Genomic DNA, 19029 nt, shown 5'->3' with positions numbered 1-19029 from the left:
CCCTACTTATTAATAAATTCGCCAGTCGGGATACCTTCGCCTTTCCCACCTTTTCTAAAAATCCACAACTGCCCACTATCTTTATCAACATAAATGTCATAAAGCTTTATTTCTGCCTTAGCACCGAGAAAATCCTTTTTGATCTGGTGCGCATCAACTCCATTATTTTTTAAGAATTTATCATCAGCAACCTTTATGCTAGATGGCTTTTCCGCACCATTATCATGCCCATCGCTTACCATATAATTAGGCTGGTCAGGTACGGCCTCGGTACTACCAGTATTGTTTGGTAACGGGTCTACAGCCTGATTCCCACCGGTATTGTTTGGCCCCGAATCAGTCTGGCCATTATTGTTACCTGTATGATTTACACCCTGTACTGGTAATTGATCCCCGCCCGTATTGCTTGGACCTGCCCCGGCGATCTGATCACCACCAGTATGAGGAGGCGCATACTTATCCTGAAGCGAGCTAAGGTACTTCCCGGTTAATTCATCATTACCCATCATTTTCAACGTGATGAGATGATCCAATTCATCGGATGTCATCTTATCGGCCAGGTCTTTGACAGCTGCTCCAGCCAAGCCTGCTATACCTGCTTTTGCTCCAATCTCCAGCAATTGCTCTGCAATCTTGCTTCGGCAAAGTGAGAGCGCAGCACAACCTCGTACAGCCAACCCCAGCGAATTATTCTCAACCGCATTCCGCCCAGCCTGCGCACCGCTCGAGCCATCCGCCGTATCACCCGATGCCAATCCCGATGCCAGACCTGCTGCCAGCGTCGATAACGCGCTGAGGGATTGCTTTTCGTTCTCCGACAGATCTTTTACGTCTCTGCCATCGAACACCTTCTGCCGGATGACCTCGGCGGCCAACTCACCGCTCGCCGCACCCAGTGCACCCGCCCCCGCATCCTTGCCGGAAAGCTGGGCTACCACCGCACCAACGACCGCGTGGCCCATCAGGTTGGCGGCTCTTTCCTCCGCTGTGGGTTCACGCCCAACGGGCAGCGTGGCATCTTTCACCAATTGCGCCAGATACGGTGCGGCACCTCCGGCTATCGCCTGCTTGATGTCGCCGCCCGCCAGTGCCTGTATTGCTGCCGTCGCAGCTTGTGCCGCCTGTTGGAAACTGCTACCGACGCCGTATTGCTTCATCACGTCTTTGTAGCTTTGCGTATCCGCCAGTTTAGCCTTGTACGCTGCCCACTTCTTATCGGTATCCCTATCGTTGGCACCCTCTGCCGGGCGCGGCCCCGCTTTTCCTGAATCTTCTGCCGCTTTCAGTGCGCGCTGCTCACTGTCCGTGCGCACAATATCCATCACCTGACCGCCAATTTCCCCAATAAGTTGGGCCTGGCGCAGGCGTTGTTGCTCTTTCTCTTTGTTAAAGATCGGACTCAGAGCATTGTTGGCATGCTCTACGTCATGGCTCAGCGTGGTCACATCCTGCTGCTGCTTCGCCGTATCGCGGATCAGCAGACTGCCGTCACTGACGGCCGCATAGGTAGTACTCGACGCGCTGCCTTTGTTGCCAAGCGACATCAGTGCAGAAGGCATCGTCATCGCCAGCGAAGAGAGCAGGCTGCCATTCATCGACGGGCTCATACTGATGCCCGCTCCCGAATGTTCTACCTTGAAGTCCGCCTTGTTGTCCAGCCCAGTCATAATCACCGTTGAGCTCGGCCAATTGATGATACTGCCTGTGGCTGAGTGACAGGCAAAAAAATCCCGGCCTTTTTAGGGGCCGGGGTTTTTTAAGGTTTTACAAAATCAGCTACCTTAACGATTCAATATCATCAGGATAAACTGTTAATACTTCTAGTGTATCGCCTTCTTTATCGAAAAATTCCACTTCGTAACCTAGAGTAGGTTCTTGATATATCATGACAACGGCGCCTACACATCCTTTTAGTACGCGGTCAGATAGATCTCTTGTTGCTTTAATCCCATCATATTCTCTGATCATAAAATTAATACCAAAACGCATTTTATTTTTTAGCCGGGATAGCCGTTACAAGCCTAATAACACCATCATTATTTTTGATCCAGCCAACCTTAACGGTAATCGTTCTACCATTTGCACCAGTTATTGGTATTAACTGGTCAAACTTAGTACCGAATTGGGTTTCTGCTGTTTTAATAGCAGTGTTAGGATCAAAAATAATTTGTTTTGCAAGTTCTTTCGAATTTGTTTTGTTAAAACCAAGAGCGCTATCGAACCATTCTGCTTTGCTTCCGCCGGCAGGATGCTCCTTTTCTAACAAGTAAGTGGTTAATTTTTTGTCAATGCTTGCTTGTGTTTCTGCTGTGTTTTTAACCACGTTTGTAATTGTGGTATTTCCAGCATTTTTAGCTGCATTAGCTGCCACAGCTTCAGCCTTAGCCACCGTTGCTTCTGCAACCGTCTTGCCAACCCCGATCGCCCCAGCAGCCCCAACACCTCCCGGTGTAACAGCTTCCGCTACCTGCAATCCGGCATTGTTCAGACAAATCGTCGGTGCAGCCTTACACCCTTCCAGTGCCGCTTTTGCCGCCGCCACGATTTCCGGCGTGGCCCCCACGATCATTGCACCCCCGGCAATACCTGCCACACCGGCTGATACCACGAGATTACCTTCAGCAATACCTTTCGCAATCTCTGCCCTACAGGCAACACCACATTCGTCGCTTTTGCCTAGCCAGAACCCTAACGCTGTCCCGGCATCGGCTCCCAAAGCGTTATTCTCAACCGCATTCCGCCCGGCCTGCGCACCGCTCGCGCCATCCGCCGTATTACCCGATGCCAATCCCGATGCCAGACCTGCTGCCAGCGTCGATAACGCGCTGAGGGATTGCTTTTCGTTCTCCGACAGATCTTTTACGTCTCTACCATCAAACACCTTCTGGCGGATAACCTCAGCGGCCAACTCACCGCTCGCCGCACCCAGCGCACCCGCGCCCGCATCCTTGCCGGAAAGCTGGGCTACCACAGCACCAACGACCGCGTGGCCCATCAGGTTGGCGGCTCTTTCCTCCGCTGTGGGTTCACGCCCAACGGGCAGCGTGGCATCTTTCACCAACTGAGCCAGATACGGTGCGGCACCACCCGCTATCGCCTGCTTGATGTCGCCGCCCGCCAGTGCCTGTATTGCCGCCGTCGCGGCCTGCGCCGCCTGTTGGAAGCTGCTGCCGACGCCGTATTGCTTCATCACGTCTTTGTAGCTTTGCGTATCCGCCAGTTTAGCCTTGTATTCCGCCCACTGCTTATCGGTATCCCTATCGTTGGCACCCTCTGCCGGGCGCGGCCCCGCTTTTCCTGAATCCTCTGCCGCTTTCAGTGCGCGCTGCTCACTGTCCGTGCGCACAATATCCATCACCTGACCGCCAATTTCCCCAATAAGTTGGGCCTGGCGCAGGCGTTGTTGCTCTTTCTCTTTGTTAAAGATCGGACTCAGAGCATTGTTGGCATGCTCTACGTCATGGCTCAGCGTGGTCACATCCTGCTGCTGCTTCGCCGTATCGCGGATCAGCAGACTGCCGTCACTGACGGCCGCATAGGTAGTACTCGACGCGCTGCCTTTGTTGCCAAGCGACATCAGTGCAGAAGGCATCGTCATCGCCAGCGAAGAGAGCAGGCTGCCATTCATCGACGGGCTCATACTGATGCCCGCTCCCGAATGTTCTACCTTGAAGTCCGCCTTGTTGTCCAGCCCACTCCAGCCCAGCGTGCCGGTTTCCAGTGCGTTTTTATCCGCACTGGCGGTGGAACCAATCACCGCGGCATCCAGTTGGGTGTGCGCCCCGGTCTTGACGCTGTAGCCCTCGCTGCCAGCGAACAGCCCAGTTTGCTGCTGCACGCTGTCAAAGTTGCTGTGGATCTTGTCTTTGCTGAAACTCAGGTAACCACTGCCGGTCATGGAGCCGATGGTGAAACTGCCGCCTGCGGATGCACTGGTCTGTTTCGAGTCGTAGCGCTCGCTGTCCTGCTGGCTTTGCAGCAGCAGATCGCGCCCGGTCACCAGTTCGATGCGTTCGGCGCCTACCTGCGCACCAATCAGTTGCGTGTCGCGTCCGGCGTTGAATGTGGCCTTGTCGCCCGCATCCAGCGTAGTTTCAGACCAGGTATTGCCTTTGCCGGTTTCCCGTCCTTTCGAGACGTTGGCATTGGCGAAGATACTGACACCGAAACCGCTGTTGCCGACCCCAATGCTGGCGCCGATGGCCCCGCCGCTGCTCTTGTTGCTGCCCTCCATCGATTCCGTGTTGCGCGCAGAGAGCAGTTTGACGTCTTGCGCGGCGTTAAGGGCAATATCGCCCCCCGCTTTGACCTGACTGCCTGCAACCGTCACATCGCCGCTGCGCGCCGTGATCGCCACATCCTGCCCTGCATTGAGCGTGGTGCCAAAGCTTTGCTGCTGTTCGCTGCTTTGGCTGGATTTCGAGGTTTGCGCGCCAAGGGAGATGCTGACGCCAACAAACGCGTTCTCCCCTTTGTTGTTAAGATCCGACTGGGTGCCCTGATAGGCCTGATAGCCCGATAACCCGGCCTTCATGCTTTGCAGCAGCGCCAAACGGCTATCGCTTTCCTGCGTGGCAGCCTGAATACTTTGCACGGCGCTGTTAAGCGCGGAGCCGACCACACCAGAAAGTGCGATGGTGATGCCACTGCTCTTCTGCACCGTTTCTTGTTGCTGTTTGCGCAGGTCATAGCCGGGTTGCAGGCTGACGTCGCTGCCTTCCAGCCGGATATCCTTTTTCGCCACAATATCCGTGCCTTCAATACGCACCTGCTGCCCGGCTTTGATATCGACCGATTCGGCGGTACTGCCGATGGTGCTGACACTTTGACTTTGCGTCGCCGCCTGATCGCGCATTTTTTGGCTCAGCGAGGTGGATCCAATGGTGAAGCCAATGCCACCGCTGCTGATCAGGCCGCTCTTTTTCTTCTGGTATTCTTGATAATTCAGGTAGTTTTCCACGCTGGCGGCGGTGTTGACGTCATTCCCGGCCACAATCGCCACGTTTTTATCCCCAGCAATGGCCGAGCCTTGCAGATTGACATCCTGACCGGCGGCAAGGGTTACGCTGTCGCCAGACAGCAAGCTGCCTTTTTCATTAGTTTGTTCGGTTTCTCGCAACGTGCGGGTGACCGTTTTGGAAAACGTTTTCTTTTTGACCTTGGTTTCTTCAAAGAAGGTGTGCTCGGTTTCCGTCGCAGAGACCAGATTGAGGTTGTTGCCTGCCTGCGCTGTTAATGCACCGCTGGCCGTGCCTTGTGCGGCTTGCAGATTGATATCATTGCCCGCACTGAGCGCCAGGTTGCCTGCCGCCGTGACCGTGGTGCTCTCTTGTTTTTCGGAACGCTGCCAATCGGCATGGCGTTTCCAATTATTGGCGCTGTAGGTTTCCGTTTCCTCAGAAAGCAGATTCAGATCTTGCCCTGCCGCCAGCGCCGCATTGCCTTTCGCATTGAGGCTGGCGGCTTGTGCGGTGATGTCTTGCCCTGCTTTCAGCGAGAGGTCACCACCACTCAACAATTGCGCAGCACTGATGCCCTGATTGGTGCGCTGCATCGCATTCACACCGCTGCGGCTGGCCGTTTCCGCCAGCGTCTGCTGCGCGCTGAGCAGGATATCCTGCCCGGCCGTCAAGGACAGGCCGCTGCCCGCCGTTACCCGACTGGCATCAACCGTCAGGTCTTTACCTGCCGTGGCGCTAAAGGTGTTGCCCGCCAGAATCTCGCTACCCTGCACGGTGGTGCTGCGCGTTGACGCTGTACTGCCTCCGAACTGATCCAAACGGTTATTGGTGAGCGTCAGGGATTCCAGCGACAGGTTGTTGCCTGCAGCCAGCGTCATGTCTTGCCCCGCACTGAGCGCCGCCGCCGTGTTGCGAATGTCGTTGCCTGCGGACACATTCAGGCTGCCCGCTGCGCTAATGGCGGCGGTGTTTCCCAATCCGGTGTAGGTTAGCGCACCGTTTCCGGCGGCGGTTTGCCACTGGCGCGTCACCGTCTCATTGACGATATCGTCATTTACGCTCACCAACTGCACCTGATTACCTTTGATCTGGCTGCTGGTATTGGTGATGTTATTCAGCGCCACCAGATTCAGTCCGCCATCGGAGGCGATAATTCCCCCCTGCTGGTTATCAATCTTATCGCCACTGGCAATTGCCAATAATTCCACTGCCTTGAGTGTGCCGCTATTGGTGACGCTGCCACCGGCTTTAAGATCGATATTATTGGCGACGATGGCGCTGCCCTGCACATTGCTTTTATCCGCCTGCGCCAGATATAGCTTGGGTGCCAGCACCGTTTGACCATTGACCTCGACGTTTTCCCACCACACGATACTGTGCGTCAGTTGTGCTACCTGCGCGTCACTCAGGCTCACGCCCAGATTCAGGTTCAGCGCCTGTTGGGCGCTGGCGGCGTTATCCAGCAGATATTGCATCTGTTGCAGATCGGAGCCCATACCGTTGAGATAGCGCGTGCCGCTTTGGCTCAACACCGCATTGCTGATATAGCGGGTATCAAAGGCGGCATCGCCCAAAAAGCGGTAATCCCGTTCCGCATCCAGATTCAGTTTGCCGAGCAGATACTCTGAGCCCAGCACCTTGTCGGCTTGGGTCCATTGGCTGGAGGTTTCAATCTGCGGTGCGGTTGTCGGTTTCTGCCCCAGCAGCGCATTGAGGTCGTTAAACAACTGGTTATCCACCTGCCCCAGTTGGTCCAGTTTGGGGTTAGTGTGGATCAAATAGCGGCTATCGCTGGCCGGATCGAGCACCATCAGTCCATTGCCGCCAGTCGGCAGTGGGTAGTCAACAGGCGCGCTGTTATTCAGGTTTTGCAGCCCGTTCTGAATTTCGGCCAGCAGTGCGTTAGGCGACAACGGCGCGGTGCCTGAAACATTTTCCACCTGCGGCTTGAGCGGATCGAGGGTGACGCTGCCCGGTTGCGCCACCGCAATCGGCGTCTGCGTTGCGCTGGTTTGCGATGACACCGGCACGACGTTAGGTTGCGCAAGCGTAATGTCGGTATGGGTCGCCGCCGGTCCGTTACTCAGCGTATCGGTAGCACTAAGTGCGCCACCCGTTATCGGCTGGATCGCGCCGCCGGTTTGCGCCGTTTGTGCCTGCCCCGGCCCTTGCAGCGTCAGCGTTTGCGCGGTGATCCCCTGCTGCGGAGCACTAATCTGGCTATTGCCGGTGGTGAGAGTGTCAGTATTCAGCGCGGTGTGGCTGACCGGTGTCAGTGACAGCGTTTTTCCGGCTGCCGTCACCGCGGCGCTTGAGTCCGACAGCGTGGCGGAACTGCCCGGCGCGCTGCGCAGATCGACCAATGTGGTGGTAGTTGAGGTGGTTTTTCCTGACAACGCTTTGGCGTTTTGCTGCTGCACACCGGAAAGTGCTTGGGTGGATGCCAACGTAGGGGCAACGACGGTTGGCGTATAATTGCCGTTACCCGCTTGTACCGTAGTATTGCTGATATCGTGAGTTACATTGGCGGAAATGGTGCCGCCAGCCTGAATTAGGGTGTTGTAGGATTGGCCGTTGGTGATTTCAAGGGTTGGGGTGCCTTCTAAATAAAACGTAACATAATCATCTTTCCCACGAGGCCCCCATACATTGCTCCAATAGTCAGCATTATGTTCCATTTCCCATAGATACTTGTCATACAATAAATCTGGCTCAGGGCCGGTGAATTTATAAACCGCATACTCTTTGGAATGACCAGAGTGATATGAAGCGTTATTTAAATTATTACTGCGAATATTTATATTTTTATTTGCTGCAAAAACTGAGGCTATATTTTCAAAGTTATTCGAACCTATGGAGATACTCCCACCTGCTTTTATTTCTCCAGATAGGTAGGGAGATACCACCTTAGTTTCTTTATCTGATATAATGTATTCTATTTTTTGGAATTCTTTTGCAATTGCTGGTACCCAAGTATCCTCAAAATAACTTGAGTCTTCATTATTGTCTCCAGGAAAATATTCACTATGGTCATAATACCCAGAACCTCTATTCCTAAGCTGCTCAGTACGAAAAACTAACGTCGTCCCCGTCGGTTTAATCTCCTGAGATGAGACATCCACTTCCGTCTCCGTCACCACAAACCCTTCCCGCTGATTGGTCAGATCGCCAGTGACAATGGTGATATCGCCGTTTTGTGTTTCGATGGTGCCAGAGCTGTTGAGCACTGAGGTGTTGGCGTTGCCCTGCGCGTCGCGCTGAATCCACAGGTCTTTGCCCGCCAGAATGGTGCCGAGGCGGTTGGTAACGCTGTCCGTCAGCAGCCGCATCGTGCCGCCCGCGTAGAGCAGGCTGGTGTTTTCCAACGCGCCACCCGCTTTTACCAGCAGATCGCCAGCGGCGCCGATAAAGCCGTGATTGGTTGCGGTGGTATCGCTTTCCAGCGTCAGGTCGCCACCGGTTTGAATGCTGCCCGCCTCTGCCTGTTGGAAAGCGTGCGCGGCAATGCGTGATGCTCCGGCACCGGACACAATCGCGCCCTGATTGCTGAAATTACCGCTGCTGGTCAGCAGCACGGCGTCACCTTGCAGCGCGCCGCGCTGATCGAAATCACCGTTAACCGTCACTGACAGGCGTTTGCCCGCCGCCATCTGCTGGGTAAACAGCAGCGGTGCAGTAAAGGTGGCATCCAGATTACCCAGCGCCAGCAGTTGGCCCTGTTGGTCCAGTTCGGCGGTTTCAAGCAGCAGATCCTGCGCGCTGAAGATTTTACCGCCTTGCAGGTTGGTCAAACGCTGTGTATGCAGCGCCAACTGGGTTAAACCGAGCAACGTGCCCTGGTTTTCCAGTTGATCGGCAACGATCTCCAGTTGCTGCGCCTGTAACGTGCCCTGATTGCGCCACTGCGGGATATGCAGGCTGAGTTTTTCCTGCGCCACCATCTGGCCCTGCTGCGTTAGTTGCTGGCTCTGCACCGACAGCCCTCGCCCTTGCAAATACCCCAGGTTGTTGAGCACATCCCCCATCAGTATGGCGTTGCCGCCGGACAGAACTTGGCCTTGGGTCTGATTGGTGAGCGTAGTGTGACCTGCCAGCGTCACGTCATTGCTGCCCTGAATCAGCCCGGCGTTGCTGAACGTTTCCCCTTGTAGATCGACAGTGGTCGCGTTAATTGTGCCCCGGTTGTCGATTGCCGCTGCGTCAGCGCGCACCCTACCGTCGCTGCTGATGACCGCTCCGGCAGCATTGCGCAGCGTGCCACCCAGTGTGAACTGGGCCGATTGTTGACCGCGCAACGAGCCCTGATTTGTCACCTCTTGTGCAGTGAGCAGCAGTTGCTGCCCCTGAACCGTGCCCGCATTGTCTACCGCGTCGGCTGCGAACGTCAGCACGCCACCGCTCGCCACTTCACCGGTACTGGTGTTAACAAAATTCCCGCTCAGGGTGATATCGGCCTGATTCACCCCAAGCAGTTGCGCCCGGTTTTCCGCCTGCTGTGCGGTGAGATGCAGCGTGTCCGACTGCCATAGCCCCAGATTGCTAAAGCGCCCGGTGCTCAGTACGCCGTCACCGCCGCTCAATAACCGGGCATTGCTCAGGTTATTGATTTGATCGCTGTAGCGAAGATCGAAACCGTTCAGCCCAGTCAACAGGCCCGCGTTATCAAAGCGCGTGCCGGTGCCGTTGATGCTGCCTTGTGAGAACAATTCTCCCTGATTGCGCAACTGATCAACCTGGAGCGTCATGCCGTTGAGCCCGGCCAGTAGCCCGTTGTTTTCAAGAGCGTTGCCATCAATCTGTAGCGTGCCCGCTTGCCACAAGCCCGCATTATCCATCTGCTGCGCGGCAACGGTGGCGCGCCCCTGACTCAGCAGTTGTCCATTCTGTATCCCGCGATAGTGGCTCAACCCGGTCAGCGTGAGGGAGTGTGTTCCCTGTATGCGCGCGGCGTTATCCAGCGTCTCAGCCTGTAATTGCAGCGTATTGCCCTGCATCAGCCCGAGGTTATTGATGCTGCCACTGCGCACTACCCCATCGCCACGGCTGAGCAGTTCAGCGCCTGCGCGGTTGGTTAGTGTGCCTGCGTTGGTCACGTCTAACCGTTCCACGCCTAACAGACGCCCACCGTTATCCAGCGTGTCACTGGTGACCGTCAGGTGCTGCGCCGCGATTTCCCCATCCTGTTCGAGGTGTTTAGCATTGATAGCGCCTTGCCCATCGCTCAGCAGTGCCGAGAGCGCACTGCCCCAGTAACCGGTGGCCACATCAAGCTGAAATTGCTGTTTACCGAGCAGCGTTCCCTGATTGCGCACCTCATCCGCCGTCAGCGCTAACGTGTTGGCCTGCAAGAAACCGCGATTATTGATGCCTTGCGCGTGGGCATTCAGTGTGGCACCGGCCAACATCTGCCCGTTGGTACCGACAGTCAGCGTATCGGACAGCGTCAGGGTGATATCCCGTGCCCCCACCAGTGCGCCTTGCAGATCGAAGGTGCTGCCTGTTAGCGTAACATCTCGTCCCTGCCAATGGCCCTGATTGCTCAGGTGTTCACCGGTCAACGCCAGCGTGCCACCGGTGGCAAGCCGTCCCACGCCCTGATAGTTGCCGTTTACGGTTAATGCGCCGTCAGCGATAATATCGCTGGCGTTAAGCAGGGTATCGCCCGTTAGCGTCGCCTTGCCGAGCGTGGAGAGGGTGCCGCTGTTCTCGATGGTGTTAGCGCTTATCTGGCTGTCGCCACCGCTCACCAGCGTGCCCTGATTCAACAAGGTACTGGGAGAAGCCGCCGCAGTGAGCGTCACAGCAATACCTTGGTCGCCTTGAATGCGTCCGGTATTGATCAACTGGTTGCCTTGCAGCACCAGCGCGTTGGCTTGCCATTCGCCCTGATTCACCGCCTGCGCCGCATTGAAGGTTGCCAGCCCGGCAGAGAGCAGTTTGCCATTCTGACGGTTGGTTAATCGGTCGCCGATGTTGAGCGTCAGTGCATCCAGCCCCAGCACCTTTCCCTGATTATCCAAGATCTCGGCATTGATGCCGACCTGCCGCCCTTCCAGTGAACCCGCCTGTTGCACGCTATTGGCAGTCACCTGCACAGTGCCGCTGCCGCCAATCTGACTGCGGTTATCCAACTGCTCCCGCAGCGTCAGTTGCACGTCGTCCACGCCCAGCAGTTGGCCCTGATTGAGTGCGGAAAGTGCCGCGATCGCCAAGCGTTGGCTGCTGATGTTGCCGCTGTTTTCCAGCGTCTGGTTCAGGCGCACCGAGGCGGTGTCATACCCAGTCAGTTGCCCAAAGTTAGTCAGCGAATCGGCAATCAGCGTCAGGGCTTTGCTTTGCAACGTGCCCGCGTTGGTGAAGGCCTTATTCAGCGTGATATCCAGCACGTTAACGCCGGTTAGCGTGCCACGGTTTTCCGCCTGTTGTGCCTGTGCAGTCAGGTGGTTGCTGTTCAGCGAGCCGCGGTTATCGAGGCGATCTTCAAGCGTGAGATCCAGACGATCGACGCCGGTGATATCGCCCTGATTATCGAGCGAACCCGCGCCGAGTGTTAATGCTGAACCATACAGCGTGCCATTTCGGGTGTTATTCAGCGCACCGGTTGCGAGCAGCGTAAAGCCATCAATGCCGTTGATCTGGCCGTCGTTTTCGATGTTCTCAGCATTCAGTGTCAGCAGATAACTGTTGATCGTTCCTGCGTTGTTAAGCCCTGCATCGAGCAGCAGGCGCATCGCTTTCACGCCGGTAAGCGAGCCCTGATTGGTGACATTGTCTGCATACAGTGTCACGTCCTCACCCAGCAGACTGCCGTTGTTGGTAAGATTCAGGCTGCGCACATCGAGGGTTTTTCCTTGCCAGGCACCGGCGTTTTCCAGCGTGTCGCCACGGAATGTCAGTTGACCGTCGGTGGAAAGCGTGCCCGTGCCACGGTAGTTACCTTGCAAAGTGACGCCTTCGCTGGCAACCACGTCACCGCTGTTGAGCAAACTATTAGCCGTCAACTCACTAACGCCTTGGCTGGAAATCACGCCGCTGTTGTCAATCAGCGCAGCGGTCAGGTGGCTGCTGCCACCGGAAAGCAGGCGGCCTTGATTGCGCAATGCACTTTGTGGATCGGCACCGAGATCGAGCGCCAACGCGGTGTTACCCTGAATGCGCCCGCTATTGGTGAGGCGCGCGGCGCTGAGCAGCAGGCTATCAGCTTGCCATTCCCCCAGATTGGTGACATCCGTGGCATGCAGCGTCGCCACGCCCTGCGATAACAGTTTGCCGGTTTTCTGATTGGTCAGCCCGCCGTGCACATCAAGGGCTAATGCCGTGATACCCAGCATTTGTCCCGCATTTTCCATCTGCTGCACATCAACGCGCAGACGATCCGACTGTACCGTACCCAGATTATTTAAACGTGCGGCCTGAATGACGCTTTCGCCCTGCGACAGCCATTTGCCGCTGTTTTTCGCCTCACCCGTAATCGCCAACGTCAGCGCATCCACACCGAGCAGCGTACCGTTATTGTCGAGCGTATCCGCGTTGAGGGTCAGCGCTTGTGCTTCCAACGTGGCCTCTTGCTGTACCTGACTGGCATCGATGCGCAACGCACCCTGCCCGCTGATCAAACCGCGATTGTTCAGTGCCGCTTGCAGGTGCAGATAACCGTTCTCGGTAGCGACCATGTTGCCATCGTTATTCAATGCGTTGGCATCAAGCATCAGCAGGCGACCAGCCAACGTACCGCTATTGTAAACGTCACCGCGCAGGCGCATTTCCAGCGCGGTTGCGCCGGTAACCTTGCCATCGTTGAGCAGATTGAGCGCATCAACACCGAGTAGTTGGCTGTAGAGGGTGCCGCTGTTTTCCAGATCCTGTGCTACCGCCAGCATCATCTGCGTATTGGCAGACATATCGCCGCTGTTATTCATACGATCGGCGGTAATTGCCACATTTTTACCGCTGATGGCACCGTGATTATTCAGACCGATGCTCAGTTCAACATTCAGGGTCGTTAATGCTTCAATATCGCCGTGGTTACGCAGTGAATGCGCATCAATACGCATCGCCTCACTGAGCAACGTACCGCGGTTTTCTATCTGTTGTCCGTTCAGGTGCAATTCACCGCCGGATATCAGCGTGCCCTGATTGGTTAAGGTAGGCTGCACACTTTGCGCACCCAGCGTGGCAATACGCTTGGTGGCAGGTGCCGTTGTTGTGTTCGTTTCAATGCTTAACTGTGCATCGCCCTGCATGCGCCCCTGGTTATCAAACCGGTTGGCCTGCACCATCAGCTGTGACGCCTGCCATTCGCCGAGGTTGGCTACGTTTGCCGCAGTGATACTGGCAATGCCTTGACTAAACAGTTTGCCGGACACGCTGTTATCAAAGCGCTCGGTTAACGTCAGCATCAACGCAGCGCCCCCCAGCACGCTGCCACTGTTGGCCATGCGCGCCGCGTTGACATCAATACGGTTTGCCTGCCACTGCCCGCTATTCTCCAGCGCCGTTGCCTGAATGCTGGCATCGCCCTGGCTGAGCAAATAGCCGCTGTTGAAGATAGCGTCGGTGACATGCAGGGTTAACGCTTCCACACCCAGCAATTTGCCGCGGTTGTCGAGCGAGGCAGCATTCAGCGTCATGCGTTGCCCTTCTAGCGTGCCCCCCTGCTGGATTCGGCCAGATGTTACCGCCACCGCGCCCTGCGCCGTGATAACGCCACTATTGTCTGCGCTATCGGTCAGATGCAGTTCCATTGCCCGCAGGCTGGCGAGCGTACCGCTGTTGCTGAGCGCGGTTGCACGCAACATCATGTCACCCGCATTGACGCTGCCACGGTTATCCATGGTGCCCATCGTCAGCGCGATCGTGTGGTCTGCATCAATCTGGCCGTTGTTGAACAAATCGGTCAGCGACATCTCAACCACGTGGGCGCGTAACGTGCCATTGTGAGTGAAACGGGCAGCGTTCAACGTCAGGCTATCAGCCTGCCACTCACCGTTTTGGCTTAGCCGCTCCCCCTGAAGCGCCAACTGCCCCGACGTGCTGAGGGAACCGTTGCCTTGGTAGTTGCCGTGCAACGTCAGATTGTCGTTGGCAGTGATGTTGCCGTCATTTTGCAACGACAGCGCTTCAAACAGCGCTGCGCCATGACTGGAGATAGCCCCCTGATTGTTCACATTGGCGGCACGCAGTGTCGTGATGCCACCGGCGCTGAGCATCCCGGCATTGTCCATCGCATCGTCCACTGCGATCGTCAGCGTATCCGTACTCTGAATGGCACCGTCGTTGCTCAGCGCCCGCGCTGTCAGGGCGATGTTTTCTGCCTGCCACTCACCCTGATTGGTTATCTGCGCAGCATGCAGCACCGCGCTACCACGCGATTGCAGCTTCCCGGTTTTGAGGTTATCCAACGCCGCAGTAACACTCAGCGTAAGCGCATGGGTACCCAGCAGTGTGCCCGCATTGCGTAGCGTTTCCGCCGTTAGCGCCAGCACGTTGCCCTGCCATTGCCCGTCATTGCTGATCTGGCGTGCCCCGGCCACGATCGTTCCTTGGCTGAGCAGGTCTCCGACGTTATTTAATCGCGCATCGATCGCGAGCGTGAGGACCTCGGAGCCCATCAGCACACCCTGATTGTCCAGGTCACCGTTCAGTGTGATCGACAGACGGTTTGCCCCTGCCATCTGTCCACGGTTGGTGAGCGAGGTTCCCGCCGCGCTTAACGTTAGCCCTTGCAGGTCGCCGTCATTGATCAACGTAGGCGCGACCAGATCGAGTGCATTAGCCGCAAGCATCGAACCGCTGTTGCTCACGCGTTCACGGGCGGTGATGCCCAGCGCGCCCAATGCGTGGAGCCGCCCCTGATTGCTAAGGGTGTCACCCTGCCAGACGAATGCAGCGGATTGCCAACTGCCGGTGTTCACCAGCGACGCGCCCGTCAGCACGCCGTTGCCGCCCAGCACCATTTGCCCTTGGTTGCGCCAATCCTCCACCTGAATATCACCGTCACCACGAACGCTGACGCTACCTTGTTGCAGCCAGCGCTGCGCTTTCATCACAAACTGTTGTGCCTGAATGTCGCCCTGCGTGTCCGCCGTCGCGGCATCGAGCGCCAGTTGTCCGCCTGCCAACAGCGTTCCCACGTTGGTTTGCGTTAGCGCGCCCGCCACCACGATGTCAGCATCCTGCATCGCCTGCACGTTGCCCTGATTGCGCGCGGTATCCGCCGTCAGGTGGAGGTCTGCCGCGCTCAGCGTACCCTGATTATCGAGGTGTCCGGCCTGTACCCGCAAATCGTGCCCGGACTGCACCATCCCTCGGTTGGTCAATGCGCTCTCCAGCACCAACGTCATTCTCTCGCCTGCACTCAGCGTACCGCTGTTATTCAGCGTGCCGCCCTGTAGGGCAATCAGCCGTTGAGCATTGAGGACACCCGCGTTGTCCAGCGTCCCGGCCTGTACCTCAAGCTGCCGCTCGGCAATGACATCTCCCTGGTTTTGTAGAGACTGGGCATTAAGCGTGATGTTATCCGCCTGCACCTTGCCCTGATTGAGCATACTGAGCGACGTCAACGCAAGCGCATCACCGGCCAACAGATGGCCCTGATTATCCAATACGCCTTGAAGTTCCAACGCCAGCGCCTGACTGGCACTCAGTGTTCCTGCATTGCTTAACGTGGTGCCCTGAAGCTGAAAAGTCTGACCGGCAGCCAAAGATCCCTGGTTATTCAGGGTTGCACCCTGCCAGGAAAGATCGCCCAACGCAGCGATATCCCCGAGGTTGGTCAAGGCATTCAGTTGCAGCGTGATGCTGTTGGCGGCGAGCGTACCGCGCTGGGTCAGTGCCCCGCCGTCCACCTGCAAGGCATTACCCGCCGTGATCGCACCTACCCATTCTCCCTGCTTTGTCAGAGTGAGGTTTGCCCCCTTTTTCGCCTGCCACTTCGCACTGGATTGCCCCTTTAGCGACTGTGCTACCAGTTGAATATCCTGTGCATCTGCCTCCCCGGCCAGCGCGACCACGCTGCCTTGCAATGTCAGTTGTCGGCCCGCCTTGATGCCGCTTTTCGCATCCTGAGTGAGGGCGTTTGTTGCCTGCACCGCCACATTACCCGCCGCGAGTTGGGTTGATGAAAGGGTGACGTTGTCACCTTTTAATTTGAGGTTATGTTCATCGCCAACCACGCCTTGGGCATTCACACCGGCACTGAGCGTGCTGTTGCTAGCCTGCAAGGTTCCGCCTGCCTGCGCATCAATGTGCTTTCCGGCACGCAGCGAGGCGTCTTTTATACTGATATCCTGTTGCGCACTCAGGGTTAGTGCACCACCGGCCTGCTGCTTGCCTTGTAGCACCACCGTATCACCGGTCGCGCTCAAGTTGCCCTGCGCCACTGCATCGCCGACGCGCAAGGTTCCGTTCGCCGAAAGCGTCATATCACCGCTGCGGGCACTGAGGTTACCCAGATTGACGCCTACGCCCTTATCATTGGAAATCAGTACGATACGGTTACTGTACATGCCGCCCAATGCGCCACTGTCCAGCGCCACTTTCACGCCATCCTGCGGTGCGGTTTGTGCCGTTATCGAACCGTCAGCCTTGACCTGATTCGCCCCTAACACCAACCGCACATCGTTACCGTTCAGCCCGGCATCAATTTGCGCGGTGCGGGCAATCAAGCTCAGATAATCGCTCTTGCTCGCATCCAGCCCTTGCCCGCTGAGCGTGATATCGCCGCGCTGCACGTTAATACTGTGCACGTTCCCCTGCGCATCCAACTGCGGCGTGCCAGTGGTTAAGGTCACGTTAGGCGTATTGATAAACCCACAGCCATCGCAGGTAATACCGTTCGGGTTGGCAACAATCACGCTGGCCTGTTTCCCCCCCACCTCCAGGTATCCCGCCAATTGACTGCGCTGTGTTGATACCACTTCGTTAATGATGGCGTCGGCGGCTTTACCTTTCAGGTTGGGGTTATTCTGAATCAGGCCACCAAGTTGGGTGGCGGTAAGCGAGTCGGTGCCGTTGTTAAGGATCAGCCCTTTTTTATCAACGTTGAAGTCCTGATACTGGTTATGAGAAACGCCTGCCGCATTGGGTGTCGCAATGTTGACAACCGGCACACCGTTACCCGCTTTCTCAACCGAAGTGTTACCTGACGCCACATTGACGCCTGCCGCAAAGGTCGGTAACAACGGTTGCCAGGCAATCAATCCCATAAGGAGATAAGCCATATAGCGTTGCGCAGTGTTAATCGTTTTCATCCCTGACCTCTTGAAGGCACCTGGTGCGTTGATTAAAAGAGATACTGACGCTTAAAAAGCGATGCCAACGCGGTAATACGCCACTACCGCGTCGGGCTTCATCCAATCCGGATGGCTGAGCGGCCACCCCACCGTGATTTGCTGTGAAAGATGGCTGTTGGCAAGCCCCATGCCGAGTGCCGCGCCCCACAGGTTTCCCGCAGCGTCACTGCCGGCACGGGTGGCGACCAGATGACCGCCATCCAGCGCAGCGGTCAGGGTTAATTGCCCCAAATAGGGGATCTGCCGCGCACGCCAGTTGATTTCGTTACGCCAGTAGCCGCCGCGATCGCCCAGCAGGTAGTGTTCTTTAAAACCACGAACCGAACTCTCTCCACCCAGCGTCACTTGCTCGCTGCCGTATAACGGATGGGGTGAATATTGGCCGTAGAAACTGGTGAGGTAGTTGACGGTGTCGCTTAAAGGAAGGTAGTAACTGGTCGCCAGCGTCATTTTATTGAACTGCGCACGGGGAGAATCCGCCGTGACGCCCGCATCGCTTTGTGCGCCAAACCAGCGCACACCGCGACTAAAGGCCGGATTAAAGGTGGCGAGTCCGCCCCACAGCGACTGGCTGTGATTCACGCCAAACACCAGACTGCTCAACCGACGACTGCTGGATTGCAGCAGTACATCTTGCATGTAGTTATGCGCGATGCGGTGCGTCATCCCTGCTGACAGGCTGGTCTTTGCGTCTGCGTTGCGAAAAACCACGCGTGAAAGTGAAACGCGGTGAGTTTGGGTATCGCCGGTAGAGCGCCAGAGAAAATCGCGATTCAAAAAATCATTGCGATAGCGCGTTTTAGCAAAGTCATAATTGATGTTCCAATAACCATACGGCAATGACACGCCGGTTTGCAGACTGCGGGCATGGTGCGCATCGATAAAATCGCTGCTCTGCCCACCGCTGATAAACCACTGATCCGCCAGACCCAAGACATTATCTGCCCACAGGCCGCCGTTAAGCTGATGCTCACCCGTTGATTCTTGTCCGCTATTATCAAAGGCGATATTGCCAGAGAGCGGCACGCGCGTCTGACGCGTCAGTTTTACCTGAGAGAAGCCTGGCTGCTCGCCGGGCAGAATATCGATCTTGACCTGTTGCGTGGCAAGGCGATTGAGTTGCTCCATCCCTTGCTCAAGATCGCGAAGGTTGAGAATATCCCCTTTCCTGGCCGGTATTGCCATTCTCAGCGCACGCTCTTCACGATCGTTTATCGTGATGGCTTCAATGCGCCCTTCCAACACCATTAAGGTCAATATTCCGGAGGAGAGATCCTGCTCACGCAGAAAAGCACGACTGGTGACATACCCTTGGGTGATATACCAATTACTGACGTCATGGATCAGCCGATTAATATCATTAACATTCAGGCAACGATTAATATACGTTTCTGTCAGACGTTGTTTATTATGTGTCGATAATAAAGTGCTATTAACAAATTCGATCTGCCGAATGGTAAAGCAGGTGCTATTAACGCTAGGCGTTGGTTGCAGCGCGATAGGTTCAACACGATTGGCACGGGTTATTTCTTCACGCTGGCGCTGCGCTTGCTCAATCATGTCAGATTGTCGCTGCGAGATCTCCCCTCGCTCCGCCGGCGTTAAAGGTACAGCGCGGACAAAAAAGGAGAAAAGCAAAAGTAATAAAAACCATCGCTGCAAAGGGTATTGCATACGCCATCCATGATAAATTTATTTAATATCAGAGAGATAAATAAAATCAAAAAATCACAATGCACGCTGTTAACAACGCGCATTGTGATTAATGTTTTTTG

At 56.0% G+C, this 19029-nt stretch carries 4 protein-coding genes; all 4 read right to left on the bottom strand.

Going from position 1 to position 19029, the window contains the following annotated elements:
- Positions 1 to 2: 2 nt before the first annotated feature.
- On the bottom strand, positions 3 to 1667 hold the full coding sequence (locus J5224_RS35570) for a VENN motif pre-toxin domain-containing protein (RefSeq protein WP_319802456.1): 1665 nt from the start codon (positions 1665 to 1667) through the stop codon (positions 3 to 5).
- Positions 1668 to 1776: 109 nt separating this feature from the next.
- Positions 1777 to 1989: a DUF4926 domain-containing protein gene (locus J5224_RS18465; protein WP_264626747.1), complete on the bottom strand. Its 213-nt coding sequence runs from the start codon at positions 1987 to 1989 to the stop codon at positions 1777 to 1779.
- 1 nt (position 1990) lies between these two features.
- Positions 1991 to 17212 carry a hemagglutinin repeat-containing protein gene (locus tag J5224_RS18460; protein ID WP_264626746.1) on the bottom strand — a complete coding sequence of 5074 codons (15222 nt, stop codon included), beginning with the start codon at positions 17210 to 17212 and terminating at the stop codon, positions 1991 to 1993.
- A gap of 51 nt (positions 17213 to 17263) precedes the next feature.
- Positions 17264 to 18928 (bottom strand): ShlB/FhaC/HecB family hemolysin secretion/activation protein, encoded by a 1665-nt coding sequence (locus tag J5224_RS18455; RefSeq protein ID WP_264626745.1) that lies wholly within the window; start codon positions 18926 to 18928, stop codon positions 17264 to 17266.
- Between the last annotated feature and the right edge of the window lie 101 nt (positions 18929 to 19029).

It is taken from the genome of Candidatus Symbiopectobacterium sp. NZEC135 (genome assembly GCF_025962695.1).
Note: the sequence above shows the minus strand (reverse complement) of the source record. Positions and strands in the feature narration are given on the sequence as shown.